The 25613-nt window shown below is 38.1% G+C and carries 19 protein-coding genes and 1 pseudogene; 10 read left to right on the top strand and 10 right to left on the bottom strand.

The window, feature by feature from the left end:
• The first annotated feature begins 52 nt into the window (after nucleotides 1-52).
• The 4 genes from FORMA_RS04485 to rlmN all read left to right on the top strand — a co-directional run bounded on the left by FORMA_RS04485 (nucleotide 53) and on the right by rlmN (nucleotide 3820).
• A complete protein-coding gene (locus FORMA_RS04485; protein WP_069674526.1) occupies nucleotides 53-379 on the top strand; it encodes a nucleotide pyrophosphohydrolase in 327 nt (108 codons plus the stop codon).
• 2 nt (nucleotides 380-381) lie between these two features.
• The gene (locus FORMA_RS04480; RefSeq protein WP_083236556.1) at nucleotides 382-1602 is read left to right on the top strand and encodes a 3-phosphoshikimate 1-carboxyvinyltransferase; all 1221 of its coding nucleotides are present in this window, start codon (nucleotides 382-384) and stop codon (nucleotides 1600-1602) included.
• A 79-nt stretch (nucleotides 1603-1681) separates the two neighbouring features.
• Nucleotides 1682-2731 (top strand): tRNA preQ1(34) S-adenosylmethionine ribosyltransferase-isomerase QueA, encoded by a 1050-nt coding sequence (queA, locus tag FORMA_RS04475; protein ID WP_069674524.1) that lies wholly within the window; start codon nucleotides 1682-1684, stop codon nucleotides 2729-2731.
• Between the two features lie 48 nt (nucleotides 2732-2779).
• Entirely contained in the window at nucleotides 2780-3820 is a 1041-nt protein-coding gene (rlmN, locus tag FORMA_RS04470) for a 23S rRNA (adenine(2503)-C(2))-methyltransferase RlmN (RefSeq protein WP_083236555.1), read from the top strand.
• Between the two features lie 14 nt (nucleotides 3821-3834).
• Here rlmN and FORMA_RS04465 read toward each other — a convergent pair whose 3' ends face one another.
• From FORMA_RS04465 to FORMA_RS04455, 3 genes are read right to left on the bottom strand one after another with little or no spacing between them, the layout of a single operon-like run.
• Nucleotides 3835-4872 carry an aldo/keto reductase gene (locus tag FORMA_RS04465; RefSeq protein WP_069674523.1) on the bottom strand — a complete coding sequence of 346 codons (1038 nt, stop codon included), beginning with the start codon at nucleotides 4870-4872 and terminating at the stop codon, nucleotides 3835-3837.
• Nucleotides 4872-5831: an OmpA family protein gene (locus FORMA_RS04460; RefSeq protein WP_069674522.1), complete on the bottom strand. Its 960-nt coding sequence runs from the start codon at nucleotides 5829-5831 to the stop codon at nucleotides 4872-4874. Before FORMA_RS04460 ends, FORMA_RS04465 begins: the two co-directional genes overlap by 1 nt.
• 10 nt (nucleotides 5832-5841) lie before the next feature.
• Nucleotides 5842-6606 carry an exodeoxyribonuclease III gene (locus FORMA_RS04455; protein WP_069674521.1) on the bottom strand — a complete coding sequence of 255 codons (765 nt, stop codon included), beginning with the start codon at nucleotides 6604-6606 and terminating at the stop codon, nucleotides 5842-5844.
• A 121-nt stretch (nucleotides 6607-6727) separates the two neighbouring features.
• Here FORMA_RS04455 and FORMA_RS04450 point away from each other — a divergent pair, with 121 nt between their 5' ends.
• Complete coding sequence (locus FORMA_RS04450) at nucleotides 6728-10165, top strand: hypothetical protein (RefSeq protein ID WP_069674520.1); 3438 nt, start codon at nucleotides 6728-6730, stop codon at nucleotides 10163-10165.
• Nucleotides 10166-10177: 12 nt separating this feature from the next.
• Here the strand turns inward: FORMA_RS04450 and FORMA_RS04445 are convergent, their stop codons facing one another.
• Together FORMA_RS04445 and FORMA_RS04440 are read right to left on the bottom strand one after the other, a co-directional pair.
• Nucleotides 10178-13021 carry a lectin-like domain-containing protein gene (locus FORMA_RS04445; protein WP_069674519.1) on the bottom strand — a complete coding sequence of 948 codons (2844 nt, stop codon included), beginning with the start codon at nucleotides 13019-13021 and terminating at the stop codon, nucleotides 10178-10180.
• A gap of 170 nt (nucleotides 13022-13191) precedes the next feature.
• Nucleotides 13192-14733 (bottom strand): glycine--tRNA ligase, encoded by a 1542-nt coding sequence (locus FORMA_RS04440; protein ID WP_069674518.1) that lies wholly within the window; start codon nucleotides 14731-14733, stop codon nucleotides 13192-13194.
• 96 nt (nucleotides 14734-14829) lie between these two features.
• On the opposite strand from FORMA_RS04440, the gene FORMA_RS04435 reads away from it, so the two are divergent.
• On the top strand, nucleotides 14830-15519 hold the full coding sequence (locus tag FORMA_RS04435; protein WP_069674517.1) for a ComF family protein: 690 nt from the start codon (nucleotides 14830-14832) through the stop codon (nucleotides 15517-15519).
• A 42-nt stretch (nucleotides 15520-15561) separates the two neighbouring features.
• The gene (locus tag FORMA_RS04430) at nucleotides 15562-17166 is read left to right on the top strand and encodes an Ig-like domain-containing protein (protein WP_069674516.1); all 1605 of its coding nucleotides are present in this window, start codon (nucleotides 15562-15564) and stop codon (nucleotides 17164-17166) included.
• Here the strand turns inward: FORMA_RS04430 and FORMA_RS04425 are convergent.
• Genes FORMA_RS04425 through FORMA_RS04415 form a run of 3 tightly spaced genes read right to left on the bottom strand, consistent with a single transcriptional unit; the run spans nucleotide 17163 to nucleotide 20611 of the window.
• Nucleotides 17163-17909, bottom strand: coding sequence for a succinate dehydrogenase/fumarate reductase iron-sulfur subunit (locus FORMA_RS04425; protein WP_069674515.1), 747 nt, complete (start codon nucleotides 17907-17909; stop codon nucleotides 17163-17165). The two genes, FORMA_RS04430 and FORMA_RS04425, sit on opposite strands and share 4 nt — an antisense overlap.
• 8 nt (nucleotides 17910-17917) lie before the next feature.
• Nucleotides 17918-19915, bottom strand: coding sequence for a fumarate reductase/succinate dehydrogenase flavoprotein subunit (locus tag FORMA_RS04420; RefSeq protein WP_069674514.1), 1998 nt, complete (start codon nucleotides 19913-19915; stop codon nucleotides 17918-17920).
• 12 nt (nucleotides 19916-19927) lie between these two features.
• Nucleotides 19928-20611, bottom strand: a complete 684-nt coding sequence (locus tag FORMA_RS04415) for a succinate dehydrogenase cytochrome b subunit (RefSeq protein WP_069674513.1) — start codon at nucleotides 20609-20611, stop codon at nucleotides 19928-19930.
• Between the two features lie 182 nt (nucleotides 20612-20793).
• Here FORMA_RS04415 and FORMA_RS04410 point away from each other — a divergent pair, with 182 nt between their 5' ends.
• Entirely contained in the window at nucleotides 20794-22086 is a 1293-nt protein-coding gene (locus FORMA_RS04410) for an aminopeptidase P family protein (protein ID WP_069674512.1), read from the top strand.
• A 31-nt stretch (nucleotides 22087-22117) separates the two neighbouring features.
• Here the strand turns inward: FORMA_RS04410 and FORMA_RS04405 are convergent, their stop codons facing one another.
• The gene (locus FORMA_RS04405; RefSeq protein ID WP_069674511.1) at nucleotides 22118-22513 is read right to left on the bottom strand and encodes a heavy-metal-associated domain-containing protein; all 396 of its coding nucleotides are present in this window, start codon (nucleotides 22511-22513) and stop codon (nucleotides 22118-22120) included.
• Nucleotides 22514-22849: 336 nt separating this feature from the next.
• On the opposite strand from FORMA_RS04405, the pseudogene FORMA_RS09410 reads away from it, so the two are divergent.
• A pseudogene (locus FORMA_RS09410) lies at nucleotides 22850-22957 on the top strand (permease); the annotation flags it as partial.
• 129 nt (nucleotides 22958-23086) lie between these two features.
• Nucleotides 23087-23500 (top strand): DMT family transporter, encoded by a 414-nt coding sequence (locus FORMA_RS09405; RefSeq protein ID WP_335583346.1) that lies wholly within the window; start codon nucleotides 23087-23089, stop codon nucleotides 23498-23500.
• Nucleotides 23501-23532: 32 nt separating this feature from the next.
• Here FORMA_RS09405 and FORMA_RS04395 read toward each other — a convergent pair whose 3' ends face one another.
• Nucleotides 23533-25605, bottom strand: a complete 2073-nt coding sequence (locus FORMA_RS04395) for a M16 family metallopeptidase (protein ID WP_069674510.1) — start codon at nucleotides 25603-25605, stop codon at nucleotides 23533-23535.
• Between the last annotated feature and the right edge of the window lie 8 nt (nucleotides 25606-25613).

Genomic DNA, 25613 nt, shown 5'->3' with positions numbered 1-25613 from the left:
TGATTTCAAAATGGACATTAAGTACTTTAGTATAGCTTAAAAAAATCTTATTATGAACATCCAAAATGCACAAGAAACTGTCGATCAATGGATCAAAACGCATGGCGTACGCTATTTCAATGAATTGACCAATATGGCACAGCTCTCTGAAGAAGTAGGTGAGGTCGCACGAATAATTGCCCGGCGATACGGCGAGCAAAGTGAAAAAGAAAGCGACAAAAATAAAGATTTGGGTGAAGAATTGGCGGATGTCATGTTTGTGGTGTTTTGTCTAGCCAATCAGACAGGCGTAAATTTACAAGCTGCTTTTGACCATAAATTAGCGCTAAAAACTAAGCGAGATCACGATCGTCATCACGCTAATAAAAAACTGAAATAAAAGTGCAAATCTCAATAAACAAGTCAGAAATTAAACCCTTTTCTTCGCTTAAAATTACGGGGTCAAAAAGTGAATCTAACAGAGTTTTGCTGTTGCAGGCCCTATACAAAGGTCTCAAAATCAATAATTTATCAAATTCTGACGACAGCCAATTAATGCAAGCTGCACTTGCTTCCGATAGTTCAACTGTGGATATCCACCATGCGGGAACAGCAATGCGTTTTCTTACTGCTTATTTCGCAACTCGATCTGGAACTACTACAACTTTGACAGGCTCGAGCAGAATGCAAGAGCGGCCGATTAAAATTCTTGTTGAGGCCCTTAATTCTTTAGGTGCATCTATTACTTACACAAAAAATGAAGGTTATCCGCCACTTCTAATAGAAGGTAAAAGCCTCACGGACAACAAGGTGTATTTAAAGGCTAATGTCAGCAGTCAGTACATCTCAGCATTGTTGCTTATTGCACCCACCTTGTCAAAAGGGTTGTCTCTGCATTTAGAAGGTAATATAACATCTGTACCGTACATAAAAATGACACTTTCATTACTTAAAGAATTAGGCGTGCAAACTGCTTTCGATGGACAAATGATTTCTGTTCTTCCATTTGCTGAAAACATCAATAAGACCTTTACAGTTGAGTCCGATTGGTCCTCAGCATCTTATTTTTACAGTATTGTTGCCTTAAGTCCAATTGGAACGCAAATTGATCTCTCAGCCTATAAATCTAATAGCTTACAGGGGGATGCTGTGTTGAAAAATATTTATAAGGAACTTGGTGTAGAAAGTTCGTTTAATGAAACTACCTTGTCCTTAAAAAAATTAGCTGAACCACAGTCAAAACTATTGACTTTAGATTTGGCCAATGCACCAGATATAGCACAAACTATCGCTGTAACTTGCTTGGGACTAGAGATAGGGTGTAATTTGACGGGGCTGCATACGCTAAAAATCAAGGAAACAGATCGTCTAGTCGCTCTACAAAACGAAATAAAAAAGTTAGGGACTTCAATTGAAATTACAGACAATAGTTTACACCTAAAATCTCCAAATAAATTAAACTCCAGTATACATATTGCGACCTATAATGACCACCGCATGGCGATGGCATTTGCTCCCCTTGGACTCAAAACTCAGCTTTTTATTGACGATGCCGAAGTGGTTTCTAAGTCTTATCCAGATTTTTGGTCTGACCTCTCAGCGCTTGGTTTTGAACTTAATTAAATAGAAAATAAACCTCTAATTACTTGACAACGCCTATTCTGTGGTTGTATATTTGCAACTTGTAAAAAATAAAAAATTAATGAAATTATCACATTTTAACTTTGAACTGCCTGACAGTCTTTTGGCTAAATACCCTTCTGAAAACAGAGACGAAGCCCGATTGATGGTGTTGAATCGAGAAAAACAAACTATTGAACACAAATACTTCAAGGATCTTATTGATTATTTTGACGAAGAAGATGTGATGATTCTAAACAACACTAAAGTATTCCCAGCTCGTCTTTTTGGGAATAAGGAAAAAACCGGAGCCCGTATCGAAGTCTTTTTGCTCAGAGAGCTTAATGCCGAGCAGCGCCTTTGGGATGTATTGGTAGATCCGGCGCGAAAAATTAGGATTGGGAACAAACTTTATTTTGGCGACGATGAGAGTTTGGTTGCTGAAGTTATCGACAATACAACCTCAAGAGGGAGAACCCTTCGCTTTTTATTCGATGGGTCTTACGAAGAATTCAGATCAAAATTGAATGACCTTGGGCAAACACCACTTCCAAAATACATTGGGCGAGATGTTGAGCCCGAAGACGAGGAGCGTTACCAAACAATTTATGCCAAAAATGAAGGTGCTGTAGCCGCGCCAACCGCTGGACTTCATTTTTCAAAACATCTTTTAAAACGTTTGGAAATTAAAGGGATTAACTTTGCCGAAGTTACCCTTCATGTTGGTTTGGGGACTTTCAATCCTGTAGAAGTTGAAGACCTTTCAAAACACAAAATGGATAGTGAAGAAATTATAATCGATGGACCTGCTACTCAAACTATTAATACAGCGTTGAAAGAAAAACGCCGAATATGTGCGGTTGGAACTACAGTGATGCGCTCCATTGAAAGCTCGGTATCTTCTAGTGGTACATTAAATGAATTTTCTGGTTGGACCAATAAGTTTATCTTTCCTCCTTACGATTTTTCAATTGCTAATTGCATGATTACAAACTTTCATACTCCAAAGTCTACCTTACTGATGATGACTTCTGCTTTTGGAGGTTATGACTTTGTAAAAAAGGCATACGAGGAAGCGGTAAAAGAACAATACAAATTTTATAGCTACGGTGATGCCATGCTAATTTTATAATATAAAAAAGCCTCAGTTGAGGCTTTTTTTAACCTAAGAACTCTTCAATTGAGCACCTTAAAAAAAGATATTCGCGCTTTGTCCAAAGATCAACTCATGTCTTTTTTCTCTGAGAATGGGGATCAGGCGTTTCGCGGCAAGCAAGTGTACGAATGGCTTTGGAAAAAAGGAGTGCATAAATTTGAAGATATGACCAACCTTTCTAAACATACACGACAATTATTGGAGCAGTCGTTTAGCATCAATCATGTTGAGGTAGACACCATGCAACGCAGTAAGGACGGAACCTTGAAAAATGCTGTTCGCCTTCACGATGGACTTATTGTTGAATCTGTTTTGATTCCAACCGCAAAACGAACTACCGCCTGTGTTTCGTCTCAGGTGGGCTGTAGCTTGGATTGTAAGTTTTGCGCCACTTCTAGGCTAAAGCGCATGCGTAATTTAAATCCGGATGAAATTTACGATCAAGTGGTTGCTATTGATAAGCAAAGCCGCCTTTATCACAACAAAAAACTTACCAATATTGTTTTTATGGGTATGGGTGAACCCCTCATGAACTATAATAATGTGCTGAAAGCAATAGAAAAAATCACTTCAAGTGAGGGACTTGGTATGTCACCAAAACGTATTGTTGTATCTACTTCTGGAATCCCAAAAATGATAAAAAAGATGGCCGAAGATCAAGTTAAATTTAATTTAGCAGTTTCTTTACATTCCGCAATTGATGAGGTCCGCACCAAAATCATGCCTTTTAACGAAACATTTCCACTTGAGGATTTACGCGCAGCACTTCAGTTTTGGTACGCTAAGACCAAGCGTAGAATTACTTATGAGTATGTGGTTTGGGACGGTATTAATGATACTACTAAAGATATTTTAGCCTTAATAGATTTCTGTAAATTTGCCCCAAGTAAAGTGAATCTAATAGAGTATAATCCTATCGATGATGGTGTTTTTCAGCAAGCCAAAACTTCAGTTATTGAGCAGTACGTAAGTATGTTAGAAGCCAAAAATATTACAGTTACTGTGCGTCGATCTAGAGGAAAAGATATTGATGCTGCTTGTGGCCAGTTGGCAAATAAGGCTTAGTTTTATCAGCCCTTCTAAGGGGCAGGGTTTGGGATCCTTGAGTGAATTTCATTGATCCTTGCTAAAGTCTCCTCACTCAACTTTATTTCAATACTGTTTATATTTTCTTCGAGTTGTTTCAATGTAGTTGCACCAATAATATTGCTCGTGACAAATGGTCGTTGGTTTACAAAGGCTAGAGCAAGGGAGGTGAGTGAAATACCCAAATCATTAGCTAAAGCTAGATATTCTTTTGTGGCCTCTGTAGATTCTACGCTGCTGTAACGTGCAAAGCGCGGAAACAGCTTGAGGCGCGCATTGTCTGCTGCTGTGCCTAAAATGTATTTTCCGGATAGAACCCCAAATGCTAGAGGGGAATAGGCAAGAAGCCCCATATTTTCACGGATTGATATTTCTGCCAAGTCACCCTCAAAAACCCTATTAAGCAATGAATAGGCATTTTGAATAGTACTTATTTTTGGTAAATTATCTTTCCTAACTTCTTCTAGGTAGCGCATACTTCCCCAACCTTTTTCGTTAGAGAGCCCATAAGCTCTTATCTTCCCTGCGTTTACCAATTTAGTTAATTTGTGGAGGACTTCATTAAAGTTGTCTATCCAAGGATCATTTGGGTTTGGAGTAAAGTCCCGAATTCCGAACGTGTTGGTTTGACGCTCTGGCCAGTGCAATTGGTATAAATCGATGTAATCGGTTTGTAGCCGCTTGAGTTCTAGATTTACAGCATCTTCAATGGAACTACCCTTGAAGCCTGTTGTTCTTATATGAGCTGTATAATCTCCAGGGCCAGCTACCTTACTTGCAATAATGACCTGATCTCTGTTGTTTCGTGCGCTCAACCAATTTCCAATAATTTCGCTTGTACGTCCTTGCGTTTCTTTGGAAGCGGGTACTGGATATAGTTCAGCAGTATCAATAAAATTAACCCCATGCTCGACAGCATAATCCATTTGAGAAAAACCCTCATCTTCAGTATTTTGATTGCCCCAAGTCATGGTCCCAAGACAAATTTTACTGACTTTAATATTGGTATTTGGTAATTTGGTGTACTCCATTAGTTAGTATTCAATAATTTTGAAATTTCATCAAGTTTTGGAGTCAAGACAACCTCGATGCGTCTATTTTTAGACTTTCCTTCTTTTGTTTCATTGGTTGCAATTGGTGCAAATTCGCTTCGTCCTGCAGCAGTCAGATTTTCAAGTTTGATATTTTCGTTTTGGCTCAGAATAGCAATTATTGAAGTGGCTCTTTTGGTCGATAAATCCCAATTATTTGCTACCTGCCCACCTGATGAATAAGGAACGTTGTCTGTGTGTCCTTCAATCAAAACGGCTATATCTGGGTTTTCACCAAGGACTTTTCCTAGCTGTTGAATTGCTTTTTTACCCTCAGTACCTACAGCCCAGGATCCAGACTTGAAGAGGAGTTTGTTTTCCATAGATACGTATACTTTCCCGTCACGTTGTTCTATTGTTAAACCCTTGCCCTCAAATGCTGTTAAAGCATTTGATATGGCATTTTTCAAGGCTGTCATGGCTTGGTCTTTAGCTGAAATTAACGCTTCAAGTTCTGCGATGCGTTGGGCACGTTCTTGCATATCGGCCTCCAAGCGCATTAAGCGTTCGTTCTCCGCGGCAAGGGCTTGTTCTTTGGCCTCAAGTTGCGCAAGAAGTTCTCTATTTTTTTGTGCATTTTCTTCTATTGACTTTGAACTGTTTTGTTCTAAAGCTGTGTAAGCAGCATCTAAATTGTCATATTTTTTTTGAAGTGCCGCTAACTCTTGCAGCAGTAGATCGCGTTCCGATTGTACGTCCTCGAACGATGCTTGAAGCATGCTGAGTTGTTGTTCTAATTCTTTTTTTTGAAGAATTTCTTGGTCATTACTACTAGACAATTCATCATAATCTGATTTAAGATTACTGTATTTGCCTTCTAATTCTTTGTATAGTTTAGAGGACACACAGGATGTACTTAATAGTGCAAATACGGATAACAAAATGAGGTTTTTAAGCATAATTTTAATTTTATAGATTCAATTCTAATAATACAGGGCAGTGGTCACTGTGGACTGCCTCAGTTAGTATAACGGCTCTTTTTATGTTTTCTTTTAAAGGTGTCGAAACTAATGTATAGTCCAGGCGCCATCCTTTGTTATTGGCACGTGCATTGGCTCTATAGCTCCACCAACTGTATTGATGGGGTGCATTGTTCAAGGCTCTAAACGCATCAATAAAACCACTTTTTAAAAAATTTGTCATCCATGCTCGTTCTTCAGGTAAAAATCCAGATACATTTTTATTGCGAACGGGATCGTGAATATCAATCGCTTCGTGGCATATATTGTAATCGCCGCATATCACAAGATTTGGCAATTCTTTTTTTAATTCGTCAACATAATTTTGGAGTAGATCCATATATTCAAATTTATGTTCTAAGCGCTGAATATTAGTTCCTGAAGGCAAGTACATGCTCATGACAGAAATATCAGAAAAATCAGCGCGAATATTACGACCTTCAAAATCCATGGATTCAATTCCAGTGCCATAAACTATGTTTTTTGGTTTTATTTTGGATAAAATAGCAACACCACTATATCCTTTTTTTTGAGCACTAAACCAGTAATTATAGGGATATCCAGCAGATTCAAAAACCCCAAGATCTAACTGTTCTTCTTGGGCTTTTATTTCTTGTAAACAAATCACATCAGGGTCGGTTGCCACCAGCCATTCCAAAAAGCCTTTTTTTAGTGCGGCTCTAATCCCATTGACATTATAAGAAACAATTTTCATAGATAGAATTGATTATTTCAGCTAAAATAATTAAAGCCTTACTTTTACACTAAATAATTTTTACAGATTTATAGAAAAGTATCAACAAAATATTTTTCTTTTTTTTTAGTTTAAGCTAAACATGCATAGGTTCTTCATTTTTGTACTCCTATTTTCATCTTCTTTTGCTGTGGCGCAGGAAGCAAATAGCTTGTTTCAAACTAAAAAATTTGCTCTAAGCAATGTTGTTGTTTTAGACAGCCTAAGTATTAATCCCTCCTACTTTAATGTTGCAGATAAAAATGGCAAAATAATAGATTCTACATTGTATACAGTTGACTTTAACAAAGCTCAGCTGAAATTTAATATACTGCCCAAGCTGACAGATTCCATACAAGTTTCTTATTTAAATTACCCCAGTTTTTTGACTAAAACCTACAAGCAAATTGATCAATCTGTTATTGTTAACTCTACTGGGGTATTGCAAAATTTATATCAATTATCTACGCCAAACAATACGACAAGTGTGGCGCCATTTGATGGCCTCTCGACTTCAGGAAGTATCGCGCGGGGTGTGACTATTGGCAACAACCAAAACTCAGTTTTAAACAGTGAATTGGATTTACAGATTAGTGGTAAAATAAGCGAAAAAGTAACTTTAAGAGCTTCTATTCAGGATGCAAATATACCGCTTCAACAAAGTGGATATTCGCAGCGTTTAGATGAGTTTGATCAAGTTTTTATTGAAGCTTTTACTGATCAATGGGCATTGCGTGCAGGGGATATAGATTTAGAAAACAATAGTTCTTATTTTGGGGCATTTTCTAAGCGAGTTCAAGGCCTTTCAGTTTCGTCCACATTTAGTTATCAAGAAGCCAAGATTAAGGCGTATGCTTCTGGAGCGCTAGTTCGTGGGCAGTTTGTGACTAGTCAGTTTAATGCTCAAGAAGGTAATCAGGGCCCTTATAAGCTCAAAGGACCTAACAATGAGTTATTTGTTTTAGTAGTTTCCGGAAGTGAGACAGTTTATGTCAATGGCGTTCCACTAGAGCGTGGCGCAACAAAGGATTATTTAATTGATTACAATGCGGGTGAGCTTGTTTTCAATCCGACTTATCCTATTACTTCAGAAATGCGGATTACTGTTGATTACCAATATAGCGAACGCAATTACACCCGATTTGTAGGTTATGCTGGTGCTGAGTATGATGCCGATAAATTAAAATTTGGTTTATCTTTTTATAATGAGAATGATTTAAAGAATCAGCCTCTCCAACAAAATTTAAATTCAGATCAGGTGAGTATTCTTGCCAATGCTGGGGATGACAATTCACTTATGATTGCCCCATCCGCTAGTCCTGCTGAATTTAGTGAAAATAGGATTTTATACAAGAAAGAAATTATAGAGGGTACGGAAGTTTTTGTATTTTCAAACAATCCAGAGGACAATTTATATCAAGTCAATTTTTTATTTGTTGGAGCACAACAAGGAGATTACATAGTATCCAATTCAGCAGCAATTTCTAATATTTATTCCTATGTTCCCCCTATCTCAGGAGAAAAACAAGGGAGTTATGCCCCTATTATCCAATTGGTTGCGCCAGTACAATTGCAGCTTGCTGTGCTCAATGGAACTTATGAGCCCAGCGAAAAAACAACTTTGAATTTTGAATTAGCAGCGAGTAAAAATGACTTGAACATGTTTTCAGGAATTTCAGATGAAGATAATGATGGCATCGCTGCACGCTATGCCTTGGAGCAACAACTTTTTAAAACCACGAAGGGATGGCAAATACGTGTGGACTCTGAACTTGACTATATACAAAAAGACTTTAGAAATCTTGAAGGGCTGTATAGTCCAGAATTTAATCGAGATTGGAATTTAGAACTGCCCACCAGCAATCAGGTCATAGCAGATTTAGGAGATCAGCTTTTTGTAACCGCTGGAGCATCCTACAGCAATGAACAGATGAACCACATTAGCTACCAATTTCAACATCTTAATTTTTCTGAAAGGTTTAATGGGAATCGCCATATTTTGGATGCTAATCTCGAATTTAACTCTTTTAAATTTAGAACAAATACAAGTCTGTTGAATACAGATGGAGCTCAGTCTAAATCAACCTTTTTTCGTTCGCTTTCTGAACTTAAATATGATGCAAAAATGATTTGGCCTGGAGTAAAGTTTTCTACTGAGCAAAACGAAATCACTCAACTTCCATCAAATATATTAGATTTGAAAAGTCAGCGGTTCACTGCTTATGAAGCTTTTGTCGGCGTTGGTGATTCAACAAAAGTTTTTGTAAAAGCAGGCTACATAAAACGTTTAAATGATAGTGTTCAAAACAACACCCTCAAACGCATAAATTCTTCTGATACTTATTACTTAAACGCGCAAATTGTTCAAAATCAAAATTCCAACTTAAGGACCTATTTGAATTATAGGATATTGCATCCTAAGGACCAGCAAAGAGCTCAACAAAAAACCCTCAATTCTAGATTATCTTATGATCAAAAGTTCGCACAAAATTTAGTCCAATGGCAAACTGTTTATGAAACGAGCTCGGGCCGCCTCCCGCAGCAAGACTTTACTTATGTAGCGGTTGAACCAGGACAAGGAAGCTATGTATGGTTCGATTACAACAACAATGGTATTCAAGAATTGGAAGAGTTTGAAGTAGCTCAGTTTCAGGACCAAGCCACTTATATCCGCGTACTTTTACCAAATCAGCTGTATATTCGAACCCATCAAAATCGCTTGAGTCAGACCCTAACATTTGACCCTATACAATGGAGCGGTTCTAAGAACAAAACTAAAAGTTTTTGGGCTCATTTTTACAATCAAACTACATTTTTGATCGATCGTAAACAGCGGAACGACGGTGAAAGTATAAATCTAAACCCACTTCAAACCGATTTAGACAATCAATTGGCTTTGCAGTCCAATTTTCGAAATCAATTATTTTTTAACAGGGGGAAACAACACTTCACTTTTTCTTATAGTTTTTCTGGATCAGAGCTAAACAATGTACTCTCATTTGGCACTATTGCACAAAAGAGATTTGCGCATCAAGTAAATTTCACCCATAAAATCCGACAGCAGTGGTTGTTAAATATTCAAACTAATCTTGAAAACAACAAGTCTGAGAGTGAAAATTATTCTTCAAAGAATTTTGATTTAGATCAGTTTTTATTGAATCCAAAAATTTCTTATTTACTAGACGACAACAAGCGTTTTGATATTTTTTATCAATTTCAAACTAAGGACAATTTAATTCGCGCAAAAGAACAATTAACGCAGCACAAATTAGGCCTTTCTGCTGTGATGACTAAAAATCAAAAGGCGTCTGTAACAGCGGAATTCAATTATTTTTCAAATCTCTTTCAAGGAGATGCTAACACCCCTGTAGCTTATCAAATGATGGAGGGGCTTCAACCAGGAATCAACTTCACTTGGAATTTAATTGCTCAAAAAAAATTGACTAAATTTTTAGATTTAAATCTAAGTTACTTTGGCAGAAAAAGTGAAACAAGCCGTACAATTCATTCAGGAACAGTTCAGTTGAAAGCTTATTTTTAATATATTATAGCTTTAGCGCCTCAATGTAAAATGCGATCTAAATTCCTTTTCAAGCCCATTTTCATCAAAATAACGTACCATAAACCAATAATCACTGGTCGGCATTAAAGTGTTATTGTAGCTTCCATTCCATCCTGAGCTTGTTGTTTTAAATTGTTTGAGGAGCTTGCCAAAACGATCAAAAATTGAAATAAGTCCAGTACGGTTTTTAAGACATTCGATGTTCCAAAAATCGTTATATCCATCACCATTTGGGGTGAAAAATTTCGGATAGGACAATATAGTGACTACGGACTCAGGTTCGTTACTACAGCCCTCCTCGTCTCTGACTTTTACAATGTGCTCTTGACATCCAATTACATTTTGAAACACTGGACTGTTTTGCCAAATTCCACCATCCAATTGGTATTCGTAGTTTCCGCTTCCACCAGTTACTGTAACTTCAATTATTTGATTGCTATCGAACGGGGCAGAAGTGTTTTCTGTAGCTATTGAAAGCGTATTTATTGGATTGACATTAATGGTTTCAGTGGTTGTATTTGCACACTGTCCAGGGTCTGGAGTAAATGTGTATGTTGTTGTTATCAAATTATTCACCGTTGATGGAGACCAACTTCCCGAAATATTTTCTTCTGAAACAACAGGAAGCTGTGCAGTACTTTCTCCAATACAAATATCATCTATCAGGAAAGTAGGCGTTATTTGTTGTAAAACTGTAATTTCAATCGTTGTAGGAATTACACAAACACCAGCATCAGGCGTAAAGGTATATACGTCAGTTGTTGTATTGTCAATGGTTGCTGGGTTCCATGTTCCTGTAATTCCGTTGTTGGAAGTTGTTGGTAATGGCGCAATACTATCGCCAGCACAAATTGGATCAATTGAATCGAATGTTGGAGTAACAATCGGATTCACCACGACTTGAACAGGCGCAGGCGTTGTGGCGCATTGTCCAGGATCAGGGGTAAAGCTATAATCTGTAGTCGTGGTTGCATCGAAGTCTGGAGCCCAGCTTCCTGTTATGCCATTGATGTCTGTTGCAGGCAAGGGATTTGAATCGCCCTCACAAATAGGGTCAATTGGGTCAAAAGTTGTTGTGATAATAGGGTTTACCACGACTTGAACAGGCGCAGGCGTTGTGGCGCATTGTCCAGGATCAGGGGTAAAGCTATAATCTGTAGTCGTGGTTGCATCGAAGTCTGGAGCCCAGCTTCCTGTTATGCCATTGATGTCTGTTGCAGGCAAGGGATTTGAATCGCCCTCACAAATAGGATCAATTGGGTCAAAAGTTGTTGTGATAATAGGGTTTACCACGACTTGAACAGGCGCAGGCGTTGTGGCGCATTGTCCAGGATCAGGGGTAAAGCTATAATCTGTAGTCGTGGTTGCATCGAAGTCTGGAGCCCAGCTTCCTGTTATGCCATTGATGTCTGTTGCAGGCAAGGGATTTGAATCGCCCTCACAAATAGGGTCAATTGGGTCAAAAGTTGTTGTGATAATAGGGTTTACCACGACTTGAACAGGCGCAGGCGTTGTGGCGCATTGTCCAGGATCAGGGGTAAAGCTATAATCTGTAGTCGTGGTTGCATCGAAGTCTGGAGCCCAGCTTCCTGTTATGCCATTGATGTCTGTTGCAGGCAAGGGATTTGAATCGCCCTCACAAATAGGGTCAATTGGGTCAAAAGTTGTTGTGATAATAGGGTTTACCACGACTTGAACAGGCGCAGGCGTTGTGGCGCATTGTCCAGGATCAGGGGTAAAGCTATAATCTGTAGTCGTGGTTGCATCGAAGTCTGGAGCCCAGCTTCCTGTTATGCCATTGATGTCTGTTGCAGGCAAGGGATTTGAATCGCCCTCACAAATAGGGTCAATTGGGTCAAAAGTTGTTGTGTTTTGTGGTGTAACTGTTATTTCAACACTTTCTATAGTAGCTTCGCCACATTCGTCTTCTATTGTTACCGTGTATGTAGTTGTAGTGTTAGGCGAAAGAGTTGGGTTTGGAATATTTACATCACTTACTCCTGTACTAGGACTCCAAGTATAAGTGTTTCCACTGGGAATTTCAGCATCAACTTGTGCTGACTCACCGTTGCAAATAGTTTGTGGTTGCAGCAATAGATTATCTACAAAAGAGATGCTATTAAAACACACCTGGTGAAGATTTGAAAGCCCCCCAGTGGAACCTACAAACCCAAAAAACACCGTGCTGTCTCCTCCAAAAATAGTTCCTCTTATATCTCTATTTAACGATAATCGTAACTCACAATCAAAAAACACTTCAAAAGTCTGTGTTGAAGCAGTCCACACAATTTTAATATTATGATCCACACCATCTTCCATATTAGTGGTTGTACTTGTTGGTTGTACGGGGCCAGCTAAATTATCTGTTGCAGAGTTATGATTCGGATTACCATTGGTCATAATTGAAATGTGATCATATACGGGATCTCCGTAATCTTCAACTCCTGTACTTCCGCCAATGTTTCTATAAGTATCAAATTCTACAATAAGATCCCCAATTCCACCATATCCAACACCCCCGCCAGAATTCCCTAGTGCTGAATTTATTGTAAAAGCAGATGTTCTCTTGAAGACCAATGCCATCCCATCGGCTCCATAAAAATCTTTTGAACCAAAATTATTTTTATAATAAATGGTAAAATCTTCATCGAAATCAATAGGATTATTATACCACACTCCTCCTAATTGTGTTGTCAAATCTTCTGTAATTGTGTAACAATTATTCCCATTTGAAGAAGCATTTCCAAGAATTACAGCATTAAGTTGAGTATACCCCTTTGTTGTCAAAAACAAAAGTAAGATAACGGGGAACCAATTTTGAGGAATATTTTTCAAAGAAAAGTTGTTATAAATTGATTGTAAATTTAGCTTAAATTATTTTGACCCTAAGTTATAACATGCAAACGATTCTGTATTCAAAAAAAACAATACAATTACTATACACTACTTAAAATAAACCAAGCGGAAGTTTTTTAATTAAATTATGCAGTAAAATTGCTATCGAGTTAACAATTTTTCAGCCAATTTTTCATAGAAACATGATCTTCAATTAGAGTTTTTAAATTTTTCACAGCTACACGTTCTTGTTTCATGCTGTCTCTGTAGCGAACTGTTACGGTATTGTCTTCAATAGTTTGATGGTCTATGGTAATGCAAAAAGGAGTTCCAATGGCATCTTGTCTGCGGTAGCGCCGACCCACTGCGTCTTTTTCGTCATAGGCAACATTGAAGTCCCATTGTAGTTCTTGTAAAATCTCTTTGGCTATTTCTGGAAGCCCATCTTTTTTTACAAGGGGTAAAATCGCCGCTTTTGTTGGAGCCAAGACCGCAGGAAGTTTTAGCACTGTGCGTGTGGAGTTGTTTTCTAATTCTTCATTTTTTAGGCTGTTGGAAAATACGGCTAAAAACATACGGTCCAAACCAATAGAGGTTTCTAAGACATAAGGAACATAGTTTTTATTTTCTTCAGGATCAAAAAATTGAAGTTTTTTGCCAGCGTGTTTTTCATGTTGGCTGAGGTCAAAATCTGTTCTGGAATGAATACCTTCAAGTTCTTTAAAGCCAAAAGGGAATCTAAACTCGATATCGGCTGCAGCATCGGCATAATGAGCCAATTTTTCATGGTCATGAAAACGGTAATTTTCTTCACCCATACCCAAAGAAAGATGCCAATTTAGGCGTTTTTCTTTCCAATGTTTGTACCACTCTCCTTGTGTTCCTGGTTTGATGAAAAATTGCATTTCCATTTGTTCAAACTCACGCATTCTGAAGATAAATTGGCGTGCTACAATTTCGTTTCTGAATGCTTTCCCCGTCTGCGCTATACCAAAAGGAATTTTCATTCGGCCTGTTTTTTGAACATTTAAGAAGTTGACAAAAATTCCCTGTGCGGTTTCTGGTCGTAAATACAAATCCATTGCACTTTCAGCAGAGGCCCCCAGTTTTGTACCAAACATGAGGTTGAATTGCTTAACGTCTGTCCAATTGCGGCTACCGCTAACAGGGTCAGCAATTTCGAGTTCTTCTATAAGAGCTTTGACATCTGCTAGGTCTTCATTTTCAAGGGATCTAGCCATACGCTTTAGGATGGTTTCTATTTTGTCTTGATAGGCTAGTACGCGTTGATTGGTCTTTAAGAATTCATTCTCATCAAAGGCATCACCAAAACGTTTTTTAGCTTTTTTAACTTCTTTTTCTATTTTTTGCTCAATCTTAGCACAATAATCTTCAACAAGAACATCAGCTCTGTATCGCTTTTTTGAATCTTTGTTGTCTATCAAGGGGTCATTAAACGCATCAACGTGTCCCGAAGCTTTCCATGTTGTGGGGTGCATAAAGATTGAAGCATCTAAGCCAACAATATTAGTATTCATTTGCACCATGGCTTTCCACCAGTATTCGCGTATATTTTTCTTTAATTCTGCACCGTTTTGGCCGTAGTCGTACACAGCGCTAAGCCCGTCGTAGATTTCGCTGCTTTGAAATACAAACCCGTATTCTTTAGCATGAGAAATAACGTTTTTAAAATGATCTCCTTGGTTATTCATGCCACAAAAATAGAAAACCCCCACAAATTAAATAGCGAGAAATTAAAAAATATAAGTTTATTGTTAAATTTGTAATCCCTTATCTCCATAGATTTGATGAATTATATAGTCGATTTGTTTTTTCCGCCTCAATGTCAAGCGTGTTCGTCTGTCTTGCGCGATCATGAACTTGAAATTTGCGTGGATTGTCGTCATCACCTACCCCTTACCAATTATCATTTTCAGAAAGATCAGCCTTTAGCCCGTCTTTTTTTTGGACGTATTCACTTTGAAGCGGCTACTTCTTTGTTTTATTTTGAAAAAAATAGTCGCGTCCAATCCTTACTTCATAAACTCAAGTACAAACGTCAAAAATCTATAGGCATAACTTTGGGCACTTGGCTAGCTCTTGAAATGAAGGATTCTAATCGATTTCATTCTATTGACTTAGTTGTTTCTGTTCCCCTACATAAAAAAAGATTAAAAGAGAGAGGATACAATCAAGTTTCCCCTTTTGCTAAGGCAATTGCAAATGTTTTTGATGTTCCTTTTGAAGATTCTGTATTGATTAAGACTAAACATGTAAAAACTCAAGTTTTTCAAACTAAGGCCGAGCGCTGGAAGTCTGTAAAATATTCTTTTGAGGTTAATAATAAAACACTAGTCATTGGAAAACATGTATTGCTTGTTGATGACTTAATTACTACTGGGTCAACTATAGAAGCTTGTGCTGTAGTATTACTGAATGCGGAGGCGAAACAGTTGAGTTTAGCCACTATCGCAATAGCCTCTTCTATGTTTCGCTAAAATTAAAATAAGTTGTTTCTTTGTATTGCTCAAAAAACAGATATGTCAAAGGCCTTTTCAAATATTTTATTTTTTATTGCTATCAGTTTGGTTTTTTTTCGCTGTGCCAACCGAGGAACTGCTAGTGGAGGAGAGCGAGACGAAACGCCACCTGTTATAATAAAAGAGGAGCCTGCCAATTTTTCAATAAATTTTGATTCTGATGAAATCAGAATTTATTTTGATGAATACATTAAATTTAAAAATATTCAAAAACAACTCATTGTGTCTCCGCCAATGGATCCTGAGCCTGTACTGACTCCTATCAGTACAGCAAGTAAATATATTTCCATCAAGATTTTGGATACTTTACAGCCCAATACAACCTACGCTTTTAATTTCGGGCAAAGTATTGAAGACAATAACGAAGGGAATCCATATCCTTTTTACAGATATGTTTTTTCTACCGGTCCAGTTATAGATTCTCTCTTAGTCAAAGGGCTAATTACAGAAGCCTTTGAGTACGAGACACCAGAACTTGTATCGGTTTTGTTGCACGAGGTCGATAGTACCTATACCGATTCCATAGTCTTTAAGAAGAAACCAAAATATATTTCGGTTACGGATAGTCTATCACAATTTTCTATAGAAAACATAAAAGAAGGGACCTATTTGTTGACCGCATTAAAAGAAGAGAACACTAATTATATCTATCAGCCAAAAGACGATAAATTTGGCTTCAGGAGTCAGTTTATCACTGTACCCTCTGACACAGCCTATGTGCTAAGGTTGTTTAATCAAGATCCAGAATTTAAATTTTCTAGAGCTCGCCAATTGGCTGAGAATAGAATAGGCTTTGCTTATGAAGGTAGCCCAGATAGTCTAAGCGTAAAGATTTTGTCTGAAGTTCCAGAAGAATTTAGTTCTATTACAACAAAAGCTTTTGAAAAAGATACTTTAAATTATTGGATGCGTCCAAAGTTTGAGGCGGATTCTTTACTTTTTCAAGTGTCTTACCTTTCTCAAAAAGATACAGTTTCTGTGCGTATGAAATCAATGGACAAAGATTCATTAGAGCTGACAGCTGTTAATCTTTCATTAAAGCCAGGTACTGCACTGCAGTTGCGCTCGACTGTTCCTTTGAGCGCGTTGGATGAGTCTAAAACATCGATTATGGACAAAGACTCATTGGGTATAAAGGGTGTGTTGTCTATGGATGATTATATGCCCAATATAGCGAACTTAAAATTTGATGTGACAGAGGCAAATAATTACGAGATATTATTTTTGCCTGGTGCATTTAAGGATTTTTACGGAGCTGAAAATGACACATTACGTTTGAATGCAAGAACAAAGCTTTTGACGGATTATGGCAACATACGAGTTGATCTTCGCAATGCAAAGTACCCAATCATCGTTCAATTTGTTTCTAGCAATGGGGATGTAGAGGAGGAGCAAATTGTTAAAGGTCCAGGCCCAATTGATTTTAAGAATATTGATCCTGGAATATATTTTCTAAGAGCCGTTTTTGACACCAATGGAAATGGTAAATACGATTCAGGCAATTTTCTTAAAAAAATCCAACCAGAGCGGGTGAGCTATGCTGAAGAACCTGTGGAAGTTCGTGCAAACTGGGATGAAGTAGCTGAGTTTGTTTTGGACGATTAACCTTTCAAGTTGGCTTTGACCAATTCGCGATTCATGCGCGCAATATTTTCTAACGATATTCCCTTAGGGCATTCCACTTCGCAAGCACCGGTATTGGTACAATTTCCAAAGCCTTCCAAATCCATCTGTGCTACCATATTTTGGACACGATCGGCTGCCTCGACTTGACCTTGGGGAAGCAAAGCATATTGAGAAACTTTTGCGCCAACAAACAGCATCGCTGAAGAGTTTTTGCATGAAGCAACACAAGCACCACACCCAATGCAGGTAGCTGCATCCATGGCTTCATCGGCTGCGTGTTTTGAAATTGGAATGGCATTACCGTCTTGAGTATTTCCAGATGTATTGACTGAAATAAATCCTCCTGCGTGTTGAATGCGGTCAAAAGCTGAACGGTCAACTACTAAATCTTTTACAACCGGAAAAGCATTTGCTCTAAAAGGTTCAATGAAAATTGTATCACCGTCTTTGAATTTACGCATGTGCAACTGACAAGTCGTTACTCTGCGGTCTGGGCCGTGCGCCTCACCATTGATGTATAATGAACAAGACCCACAAATCCCTTCACGACAGTCGTGATCGAACGCTACAGGTTCCTCTCCAGCAGGGATAAGTTGACTATTTAGAACATCGAGCATTTCTAAAAAAGACATGTCTGGCGAAATATCACTTATTGGGTATTCAACAATTTCACCTTTTGAATTGGCGTTTTTTTGGCGCCATATTTTTAATGTTAAATTCATAGCAACTTCTATTTGTATGAGCGTTCTTTAACTTCTATATTTTCGTATTCTAATGTTTCTTTATGGAGTATCGCATCTTTTGGTGCGCCTTTGTACTCCCAGGCAGAGACAAATTGAAATTCTTTTCTTCGTTGTGCTTCACCATCTTTAGTTTGGTGTTCCTCGCGAAAGTGACCCCCTGCCGATTCTTCTCTGACTAAAGCATCTTTGGCGAAGAGTTCGCCGAGCTCTAGGAAATCAGCTACGCGTCCAGCTTTGGCTAATTCTTCATTGAATTCATTAGCCTCTCCTGGAACAAGTACCTCTTTGTAAAATTCCTCGCGTAATTCAGAAATTTCTTCAATGGCTTCTTTAAGCTCTTTTTCATTTCTTGCCATTCCGCATTTATTCCACATAATTTTTCCTAGGCGTTTGTGGAAATAATCTACAGGTTTTGTGCCTTTGTTATTGATAAAGCTGTCAATTTGTTTGCGTACATTTTCTTCAGCTTCTTCAAATTCTTTACTGTCTGTAGTTATAGGTCCTGTTCTAATATCATCAGACAAATAATCACCAATGGTGTAGGGCAGCACAAAATAACCATCAGCAAGACCTTGCATCAATGCAGAGGCCCCAAGTCTATTTGAACCATGGTCCGAGAAATTGGCTTCTCCAACAGCATAAAGACCTGGCACTGTGGTTTGAAGGTTATAATCTACCCATATGCCTCCCATGGTGTAATGCACCGCTGGATAAATCATCATAGGCGTTTCGTAAGGATTTTCGTCTACAATTTTTTCGTACATCTGAAATAAGTTACCATACTTACTTTTTACAACTTCCTTACCTAATTTATTGACTAAATTTTCATCATTTTCGTCTAGGCCTTTGACATGGGCTTGTTCTTTTCCATACCTTATGATAGCCGATGCAAAATCAAGAAAAACAGCCTCTCCTGTAGCGTTAACGCCAAAGCCTGCATCGCAACGTTCTTTAGCTGCTCTGGACGCAACATCTCTTGGCACCAAATTTCCAAAAGCAGGATAACGGCGTTCTAAGAAATAATCGCGATCCTCTTCTGCAATTGCTGTGGGTTTTAATGTTTTGTTTTGTACAGCCTTAGCGTCTTCTAGTTTTTTAGGGACCCAAATACGGCCGTCATTCCGTAGTGACTCGGACATGAGTGTCAATTTGGATTGATGATCTCCAGAAACAGGAATGCAAGTTGGGTGGATTTGAGTGTAACATGGATTTGCAAAGTATGCACCTCTTTTGTGTGCCTTCCAAGCAGCGGTAACATTACTCCCCATCGCATTGGTAGAAAGGTAAAAGACATTGCCATACCCTCCACTTCCAAGAACTACGGCATGTGCGGAGTGACGTTCTATTTCTCCAGTAATAAGGTTTCTAGTGATGATTCCACGCGCTTTCCCATCAACAATTACAACATCCAGCATTTCGTGGCGGTTATACATTTTTATTTTTCCTCGTCCAATTTGTCGGTTCATCGCAGAATAGGCACCCAGCAATAGCTGCTGCCCTGTTTGTCCTTTGGCGTAAAAAGTTCGCGAGACAAGAACTCCACCAAAAGAGCGGTTGTCTAGAAGCCCTCCATAATCTCTGGCAAAAGGCACTCCTTGAGCCACACACTGGTCGATGATATTTGTGGATACTTCGGCCAGTCTGTAAACGTTGGCTTCACGCGAGCGATAATCGCCGCCTTTTACTGTATCGTAAAATAAGCGGTATGTTGAGTCTCCATCTCCTTGATAATTTTTTGCAGCATTGATGCCTCCTTGCGCTGCTATGGAATGCGCACGCCTTGGCGAATCTTGAAAGCAAAAGGCTTTAACATTATAGCCCAATTCAGCCAATGTAGCAGCGGCTGAACCTCCTGCCAAACCAGTCCCAACAACAATAACATCAATAGATCGTTTGTTGGCTGGATTGACAAGGTCAATTTTATTTTTATGGTTGGTCCACTTATCTGCCAATGGGCCTTGTGGAATTTTAGAATCTAAAGCCATAAGGGTATAGTTTTAGTGCGAATTATTAAAAAAGTGGAACAAAGCAATTACTATAAAGCCAAGAGGAATGAGTACCGCATATGCTTTTCCGAATCCTTTCAGTGCTTGAGTATATTTGTTGTTTGCCCCAACAGATTGAAAGGCAGAACTGAACCCATGCAAAAGGTGGAGCGATAAAAACACAAAACCAGCACAATATAAAAGCACTCGCCAAAGAGGGATAAACTTGTGTTGTAGTTCTTCAAAATAGCGGTAGTCGCTGCCATCGGCTAAAAGACCAGAAGAATCTCCCAACACATATTTTGTGTTGATTTCTGGAATCCAAAAATCTATAAAATGAATCACGAGGAAAATTAGAATAAACCCTCCGCTATAAATCATGTTACGGCTCATCCAAGTTGAATTGGCATTCCCGTTGTTTACGGCATAACTAACATTTCGCGAAGCTTTATTTTTAAACTCTAAAACAAACCCCATCACAAAATGAAAAACAACGCCGAAAATTAGGACCGGCTGTAATACAAATTGCACCAAAGGGTTGTTCCCCATAAAATGTGAAGCTTCGTTAAAGAGATCTGGGTTAAAAACAGATAAAATGTTAATTGCGAAGTGTTGTAAAATAAACACCATAAGGAAAAAAGCTGAAAGCGCCATGGCTATTTTTCGCCCAATTGAAGACTTTAAAAATCCACTCATCTGATTAAAAATTTTATAACTAAGCAAAGGTACTACACGAAGCGGTTTTAGACAATAAGATTTGCTATAATTTTTTTATTAAGAATTGGTTTAAATAGACTTGTATTTTCTTTTTTTTCTAAATGCTTAAAATCTTCGTAGATTTATATGAAAATATTTAAATTTGAAAAAAACAATTGTCTATGAAATACCTGCAAATTGACGCTCAATTATTCATTAAGAACAGGAAGAAATTTGCTGCTAAAATGGCCCCCAATTCCATAGCGGTTTTTAATTCTAACGATATTTTTTCAACTGGGGCTGACAGTACACTTCCTTTTCAGCAACACCGTAATATTTTTTATTTGAGTGGAGTCGATCAAGAGGAGAGTATTCTTGTTTTGTGTCCTAGTGCAGCAAATAAAGCCCATCGGGAGATTTTATTTTTAAAAGAAACCAATGATCATATTGCCATTTGGGAGGGTGCAAAGCTCAACAAAAAACAAGCTACACAGACTTCTGGCGTACAATCGATTTATTGGTTGGATGAATTTGAGGGTATTTTTGAACAACTTATGGCTGAGGTTAAAACTTTGTATTTTAATAATAATAACCACTATCGTCAAGCAGTGGAAATGGAGACTCGAGAGGATCGCTTCATTAAGCGAGCAAAGGAAAAATTTCCAAACCACAAAGTGGACCTCAGTTTTCCAATAATTGAGGCTCTTCGCGGGGTAAAGGAATTTGAAGAAATTGAATTGATTCAAAAGGCCTGTGACATTACTGAAAAGGGCTTTAGAAGGGTGCTCGGGTTTGTCAAACCCGGCGTTATGGAGTTTGAAATTGAAGCCGAATATGCGCATGAATTTCTTAAAAACAGATCTAAGGGCTTTGCGTATACTCCTATCATAGGGTCAGGGTTTAATGCTTGTGTTTTACATTACATTCAAAATAATCAGCAGTGTATGGCTGGGGATATGTTGCTTATGGATGTAGGTGCAGAATATGCAAATTATTCCAGCGATATGACGCGAACTATCCCGGTTAGTGGTCATTTTACGGCACGTCAAAAAGCGGTTTATCAAGCAGTTTTAAATGTGAAAAACGAAGCCACAAAAATGCTTGTACCTGGGACGATATGGGAAGAATACCATAGAGAAGTTGGTAAAATTATGACCTCTGAGCTTTTGGGTTTAGGGCTTATCGATAAATCTGATGTTCAAAATGAAGACCCAAAATGGCCTGCCTACAAAAAATATTTTATGCATGGCACTTCGCATCATTTAGGTTTGGATACGCATGATTTTGGTGCACTAAAAACACCAATGGTTCCCAATATGGTATTCACGGTAGAGCCAGGCATATATATTCAGAAAGAAAGCATGGGTATTAGATTAGAAGACGATGTGGTAATTCAGTCCAAGGGTGCCCCAATCAATCTAATGAAAAATATCCCGATTGAAATAGAAGAAATTGAAACGCTAATGAATACCTAATTGCTGGCTTTACTTTAACCGCCAAAAACAGTTATTTTATAATGATCACGTCTTGTGTAGAATAACTATCACTTACCGACTTGACAGTTGAAATTAGGTCTTCGGTGCTTATTTTTTTTGTATCGAACTCAACAGTGGCTAATTCCATCTCAAAATCCACTTTAGCCTTGTACATGCCATCCATTTTGGCTAATTTTTTTTCAATAGATTTCGCACAACCTATTTCACAAGTCATCCCCTTTATAGTAAATTTTGCTGCGGTAAAATTTTCTAAATCATTAGCATTTTTCATCTGCTTTTGGTCAACCCTCACGGCTTCAGTTTTGCCATTTTCTACTGTTTTTGTAATAACCTCAGTTTTATTTTTACAGGAATACACAAAACAGATTAATAGCAATAGTGTCAAAATTGAGTTTAGAGTTTTCATGATTTTAATTTTAATAGGGCATAAAGTTATTATTTTTTTAACTCTTTTTTGATATAAATTAATCTAATTTGCGGCCTTAAAAAAGATTAATGCCCAATCAAAATCTAAAAAAATGGAGTCTTCTGATTGTCTTATCGCTGATTTGGGGAAGTTCCTTCATTCTCATCAAAAAGGGTTTAGTTGGACTTAGTCCTTTGCAATTGGGAGGTTTTAGAATCGTGATTTCTGCCTTGTTCATTTTTATTCCTGGTTATAATTCTTTGAAAAATATAACAAAAAAAAGAGTGGAAATGGCTTGCTCTTTCGGGATTCCTAGGCACCTTTTTTCCGTCTTTTTTATTTGCATTTGCTGAGACAGAGGTAGACAGTACTATAGCTTCGATATTAAATTCTTTGGTGCCTTTGAATACGATTATTATTGGACTTGTCATTTTTAATATTAAATCCAATCGCATACAGACCTTTGGAGTTCTGCTAGGGTTTTTAGGTGCAGTTTTACTCATTCTTGAAGGTGCCGAACTCAATCCGCGACAAAATTATTGGTTTGCTGGTTTAATTATTTTGGCAACACTAATGTATGCCGCCAATGTAAATATCATTAAAAAGCATTTACAAAATGTTCGCCCACTGTCCATAGCAACAGCCAATTTTGTTGTTATTCTTTTTCCTGCAATCCTTGTGCTTTTATTCTCCGAAGGCTTAAGCGCTACAGCATTGGGAAATGACACTTTTTTACCTGCGCTTGGCTGCGTGGTTTTACTGTCTCTTTTTGGCACTGCTATGGCCAAAGTGATGTTCAATAGATTAATTCAGATTTCGACCCCAGTTTTTGCCTCTTCGGTTACTTATTTGATGCCTATTGTCGCTCTTTTTTGGGGTGTATTAGACGGCGAAGTTTTTGATCTATTTCAAGGTTTTGCAGCGCTGTTGATTTTGGTTGGCGTCTATTTGGCAAATAAAAAGTCAATAAAAAAAGACCGCATATAGCGGTCTTTTTTTAATCTGAATTAGAGAATATTTTATTTAAAATCTTCTTCGGTTACACCAGAATTCACTTGTACTTCACTAGCGTTAATACTGATGACTTGTGGTCCTGTAGAGATTTTTCGTCCAAAAGGAATCAATACCCCATTGACTGCTCTATAATCCGAAATATCTTCGATGGAAGTTATCGTTTGTCCTTGTGCTTCTTCAGTCTTTTCTTCTCTTATGAGTAGCCCAGATGTTGCATCATAATAACGGAACGATTCTTTATCACCGTTCACCTTGATTTTGTATACATCTGTACCGTCCAAATCACTTAAACTTATCAATTCAATGTCTTCGGCAGTATAGTGTGCCTCAGGGAATAATCCTTTTTGACTGGCTTGATCTGCAATTTGCTCCTCAGTCATCGGCTGTTTCATGCCTTGTTGTTCAGCATAACCAGTAGTTCCATCAAATTTTTGTTTCATGATGGTGCCCATTCCAGCAATACTCATTTCCATAGAAGATTTGTTTGGTGCCATGCTTTTAATAACAGCAGTGGGCTTGAAAGGTGCACCTTCAATGGTGACGTCAGCATTGAAAAGTAATGTGCTAACGGCTTCAATGGCTTCTTTTCCTCCAACGGCCTCTACATAGCTGCTCATGACTGTTAAAGCAGTCACACCATCAGGAATTGGCTTCGAAAACTCTGGCTTGTCTACTGGATTGGCATATTTATCAAAATAGTTGATAGGAATGTTTAGCTTTTCAAGATTTGCAACCACTTCACTTCCTTTACCAACAATAATAAAACGGGCATTATCGACCGTAAAATATTTGTTGGCCACACGCTGTACATCTTCAATAGAAACAGCGTTGATTTTCTCTAGGTAAGTCGCATAAAAGTCTTCTGGTAATTCATTGATTTTTGTGCTAATGGCATATTGAGCAATAGTGCTTGGGCGTTCTAAAGCCAACACGAAATCACCTACATATTTTGCTTTTGCATTCGCTAATGCAGAAGCTTCAACGGGTTCTGATTGGAATCGTTTAATTTCTTTGATGGTTTCGACCATTGCACTGTCAGTTACGGCGTTTCTAACTGCGGCACCAGCAGAAAATCTAGAAATATACTTGTCGGTTCCAACAGACGACCGCGCACCATAAGTCCAGCCGTTTGCTTCGCGCAAATTCATATTTAAATAGCTGTTAAAACCCCCACCAAAAATTTTGTTGGCAATAAGTACTGCATGATAATCAGGATCACTCATTTTAAGTTTTACATTGCTAGTGATAGAGATGTTCGACTGTACTGCGTTGGGCATATCTATGAAGTTAATTTCCAAAGCCTCTACATTGGCATTGGCTTCAGGGACATTAGAATTGATTTCTGCTGTTTTTTTCCATTTGCCAAAGTATTTTTTGATGCGCTTGTACACCTCTTTAGTATTGACATCGCCAATAACAACTAGGTAGGCGTCGTTTGGTCCAAAATACTTCTTATAGTACGATTGGACGTCATCAAAACTGACACCGTTTACGGTCTCCTCTGTAACAAATTCACCATAAGGGTGTTCAGCTCCATAAGATAGTGCTCTTCCAACACGACCTGCAACGGCATCAACACTTTTTGCTTCAGACTTCAACCCTTCTAAGAGTTTATCTTTTTCTTTGCCAAATTCTTCCTCTGTCAAAAGCGGATTCATTGCAGCATCTGCTAATAATTGTAAAATTCGATCACTGTATTTCGTGAGTGAACTTGCGAAACCACCACTGAACCCAAAGCTTAAGCGAGCACCTAAGAAATCAACTTCTTCGTTGAAGTCGTCTTTTGAAATGTTTGTGGTTCCATTACCTAGCATAGATCCCAACAAAGAGGTTACACCAGCTTTGTCACCTTCAATGATTGGATCTCTATCAATCGTAAGATTGTAAGAAACACGTGGGAGCTTGTGGTTTTCAACAATAAGTATCTTTAGCCCGTTTTTCAGTTCATATTCCGTTGGCTTTTCCAGCGAAATTTTTGGTGCTGGACCTGGTTTAGGTTGTTGACTACGATCTATTTGTGCTGTAAGACTTACTGTCACAAATAAAAAGGCCAGAATTGTATAAAATTTAGTTTTCATAGGAATGT

The sequence above is a fragment of the Formosa sp. Hel3_A1_48 genome, from assembly GCF_001735715.1.
Lineage (GTDB): Bacteria > Bacteroidota > Bacteroidia > Flavobacteriales > Flavobacteriaceae > UBA3537.
This window is presented reverse-complemented; position numbering and strand designations above follow the sequence as displayed.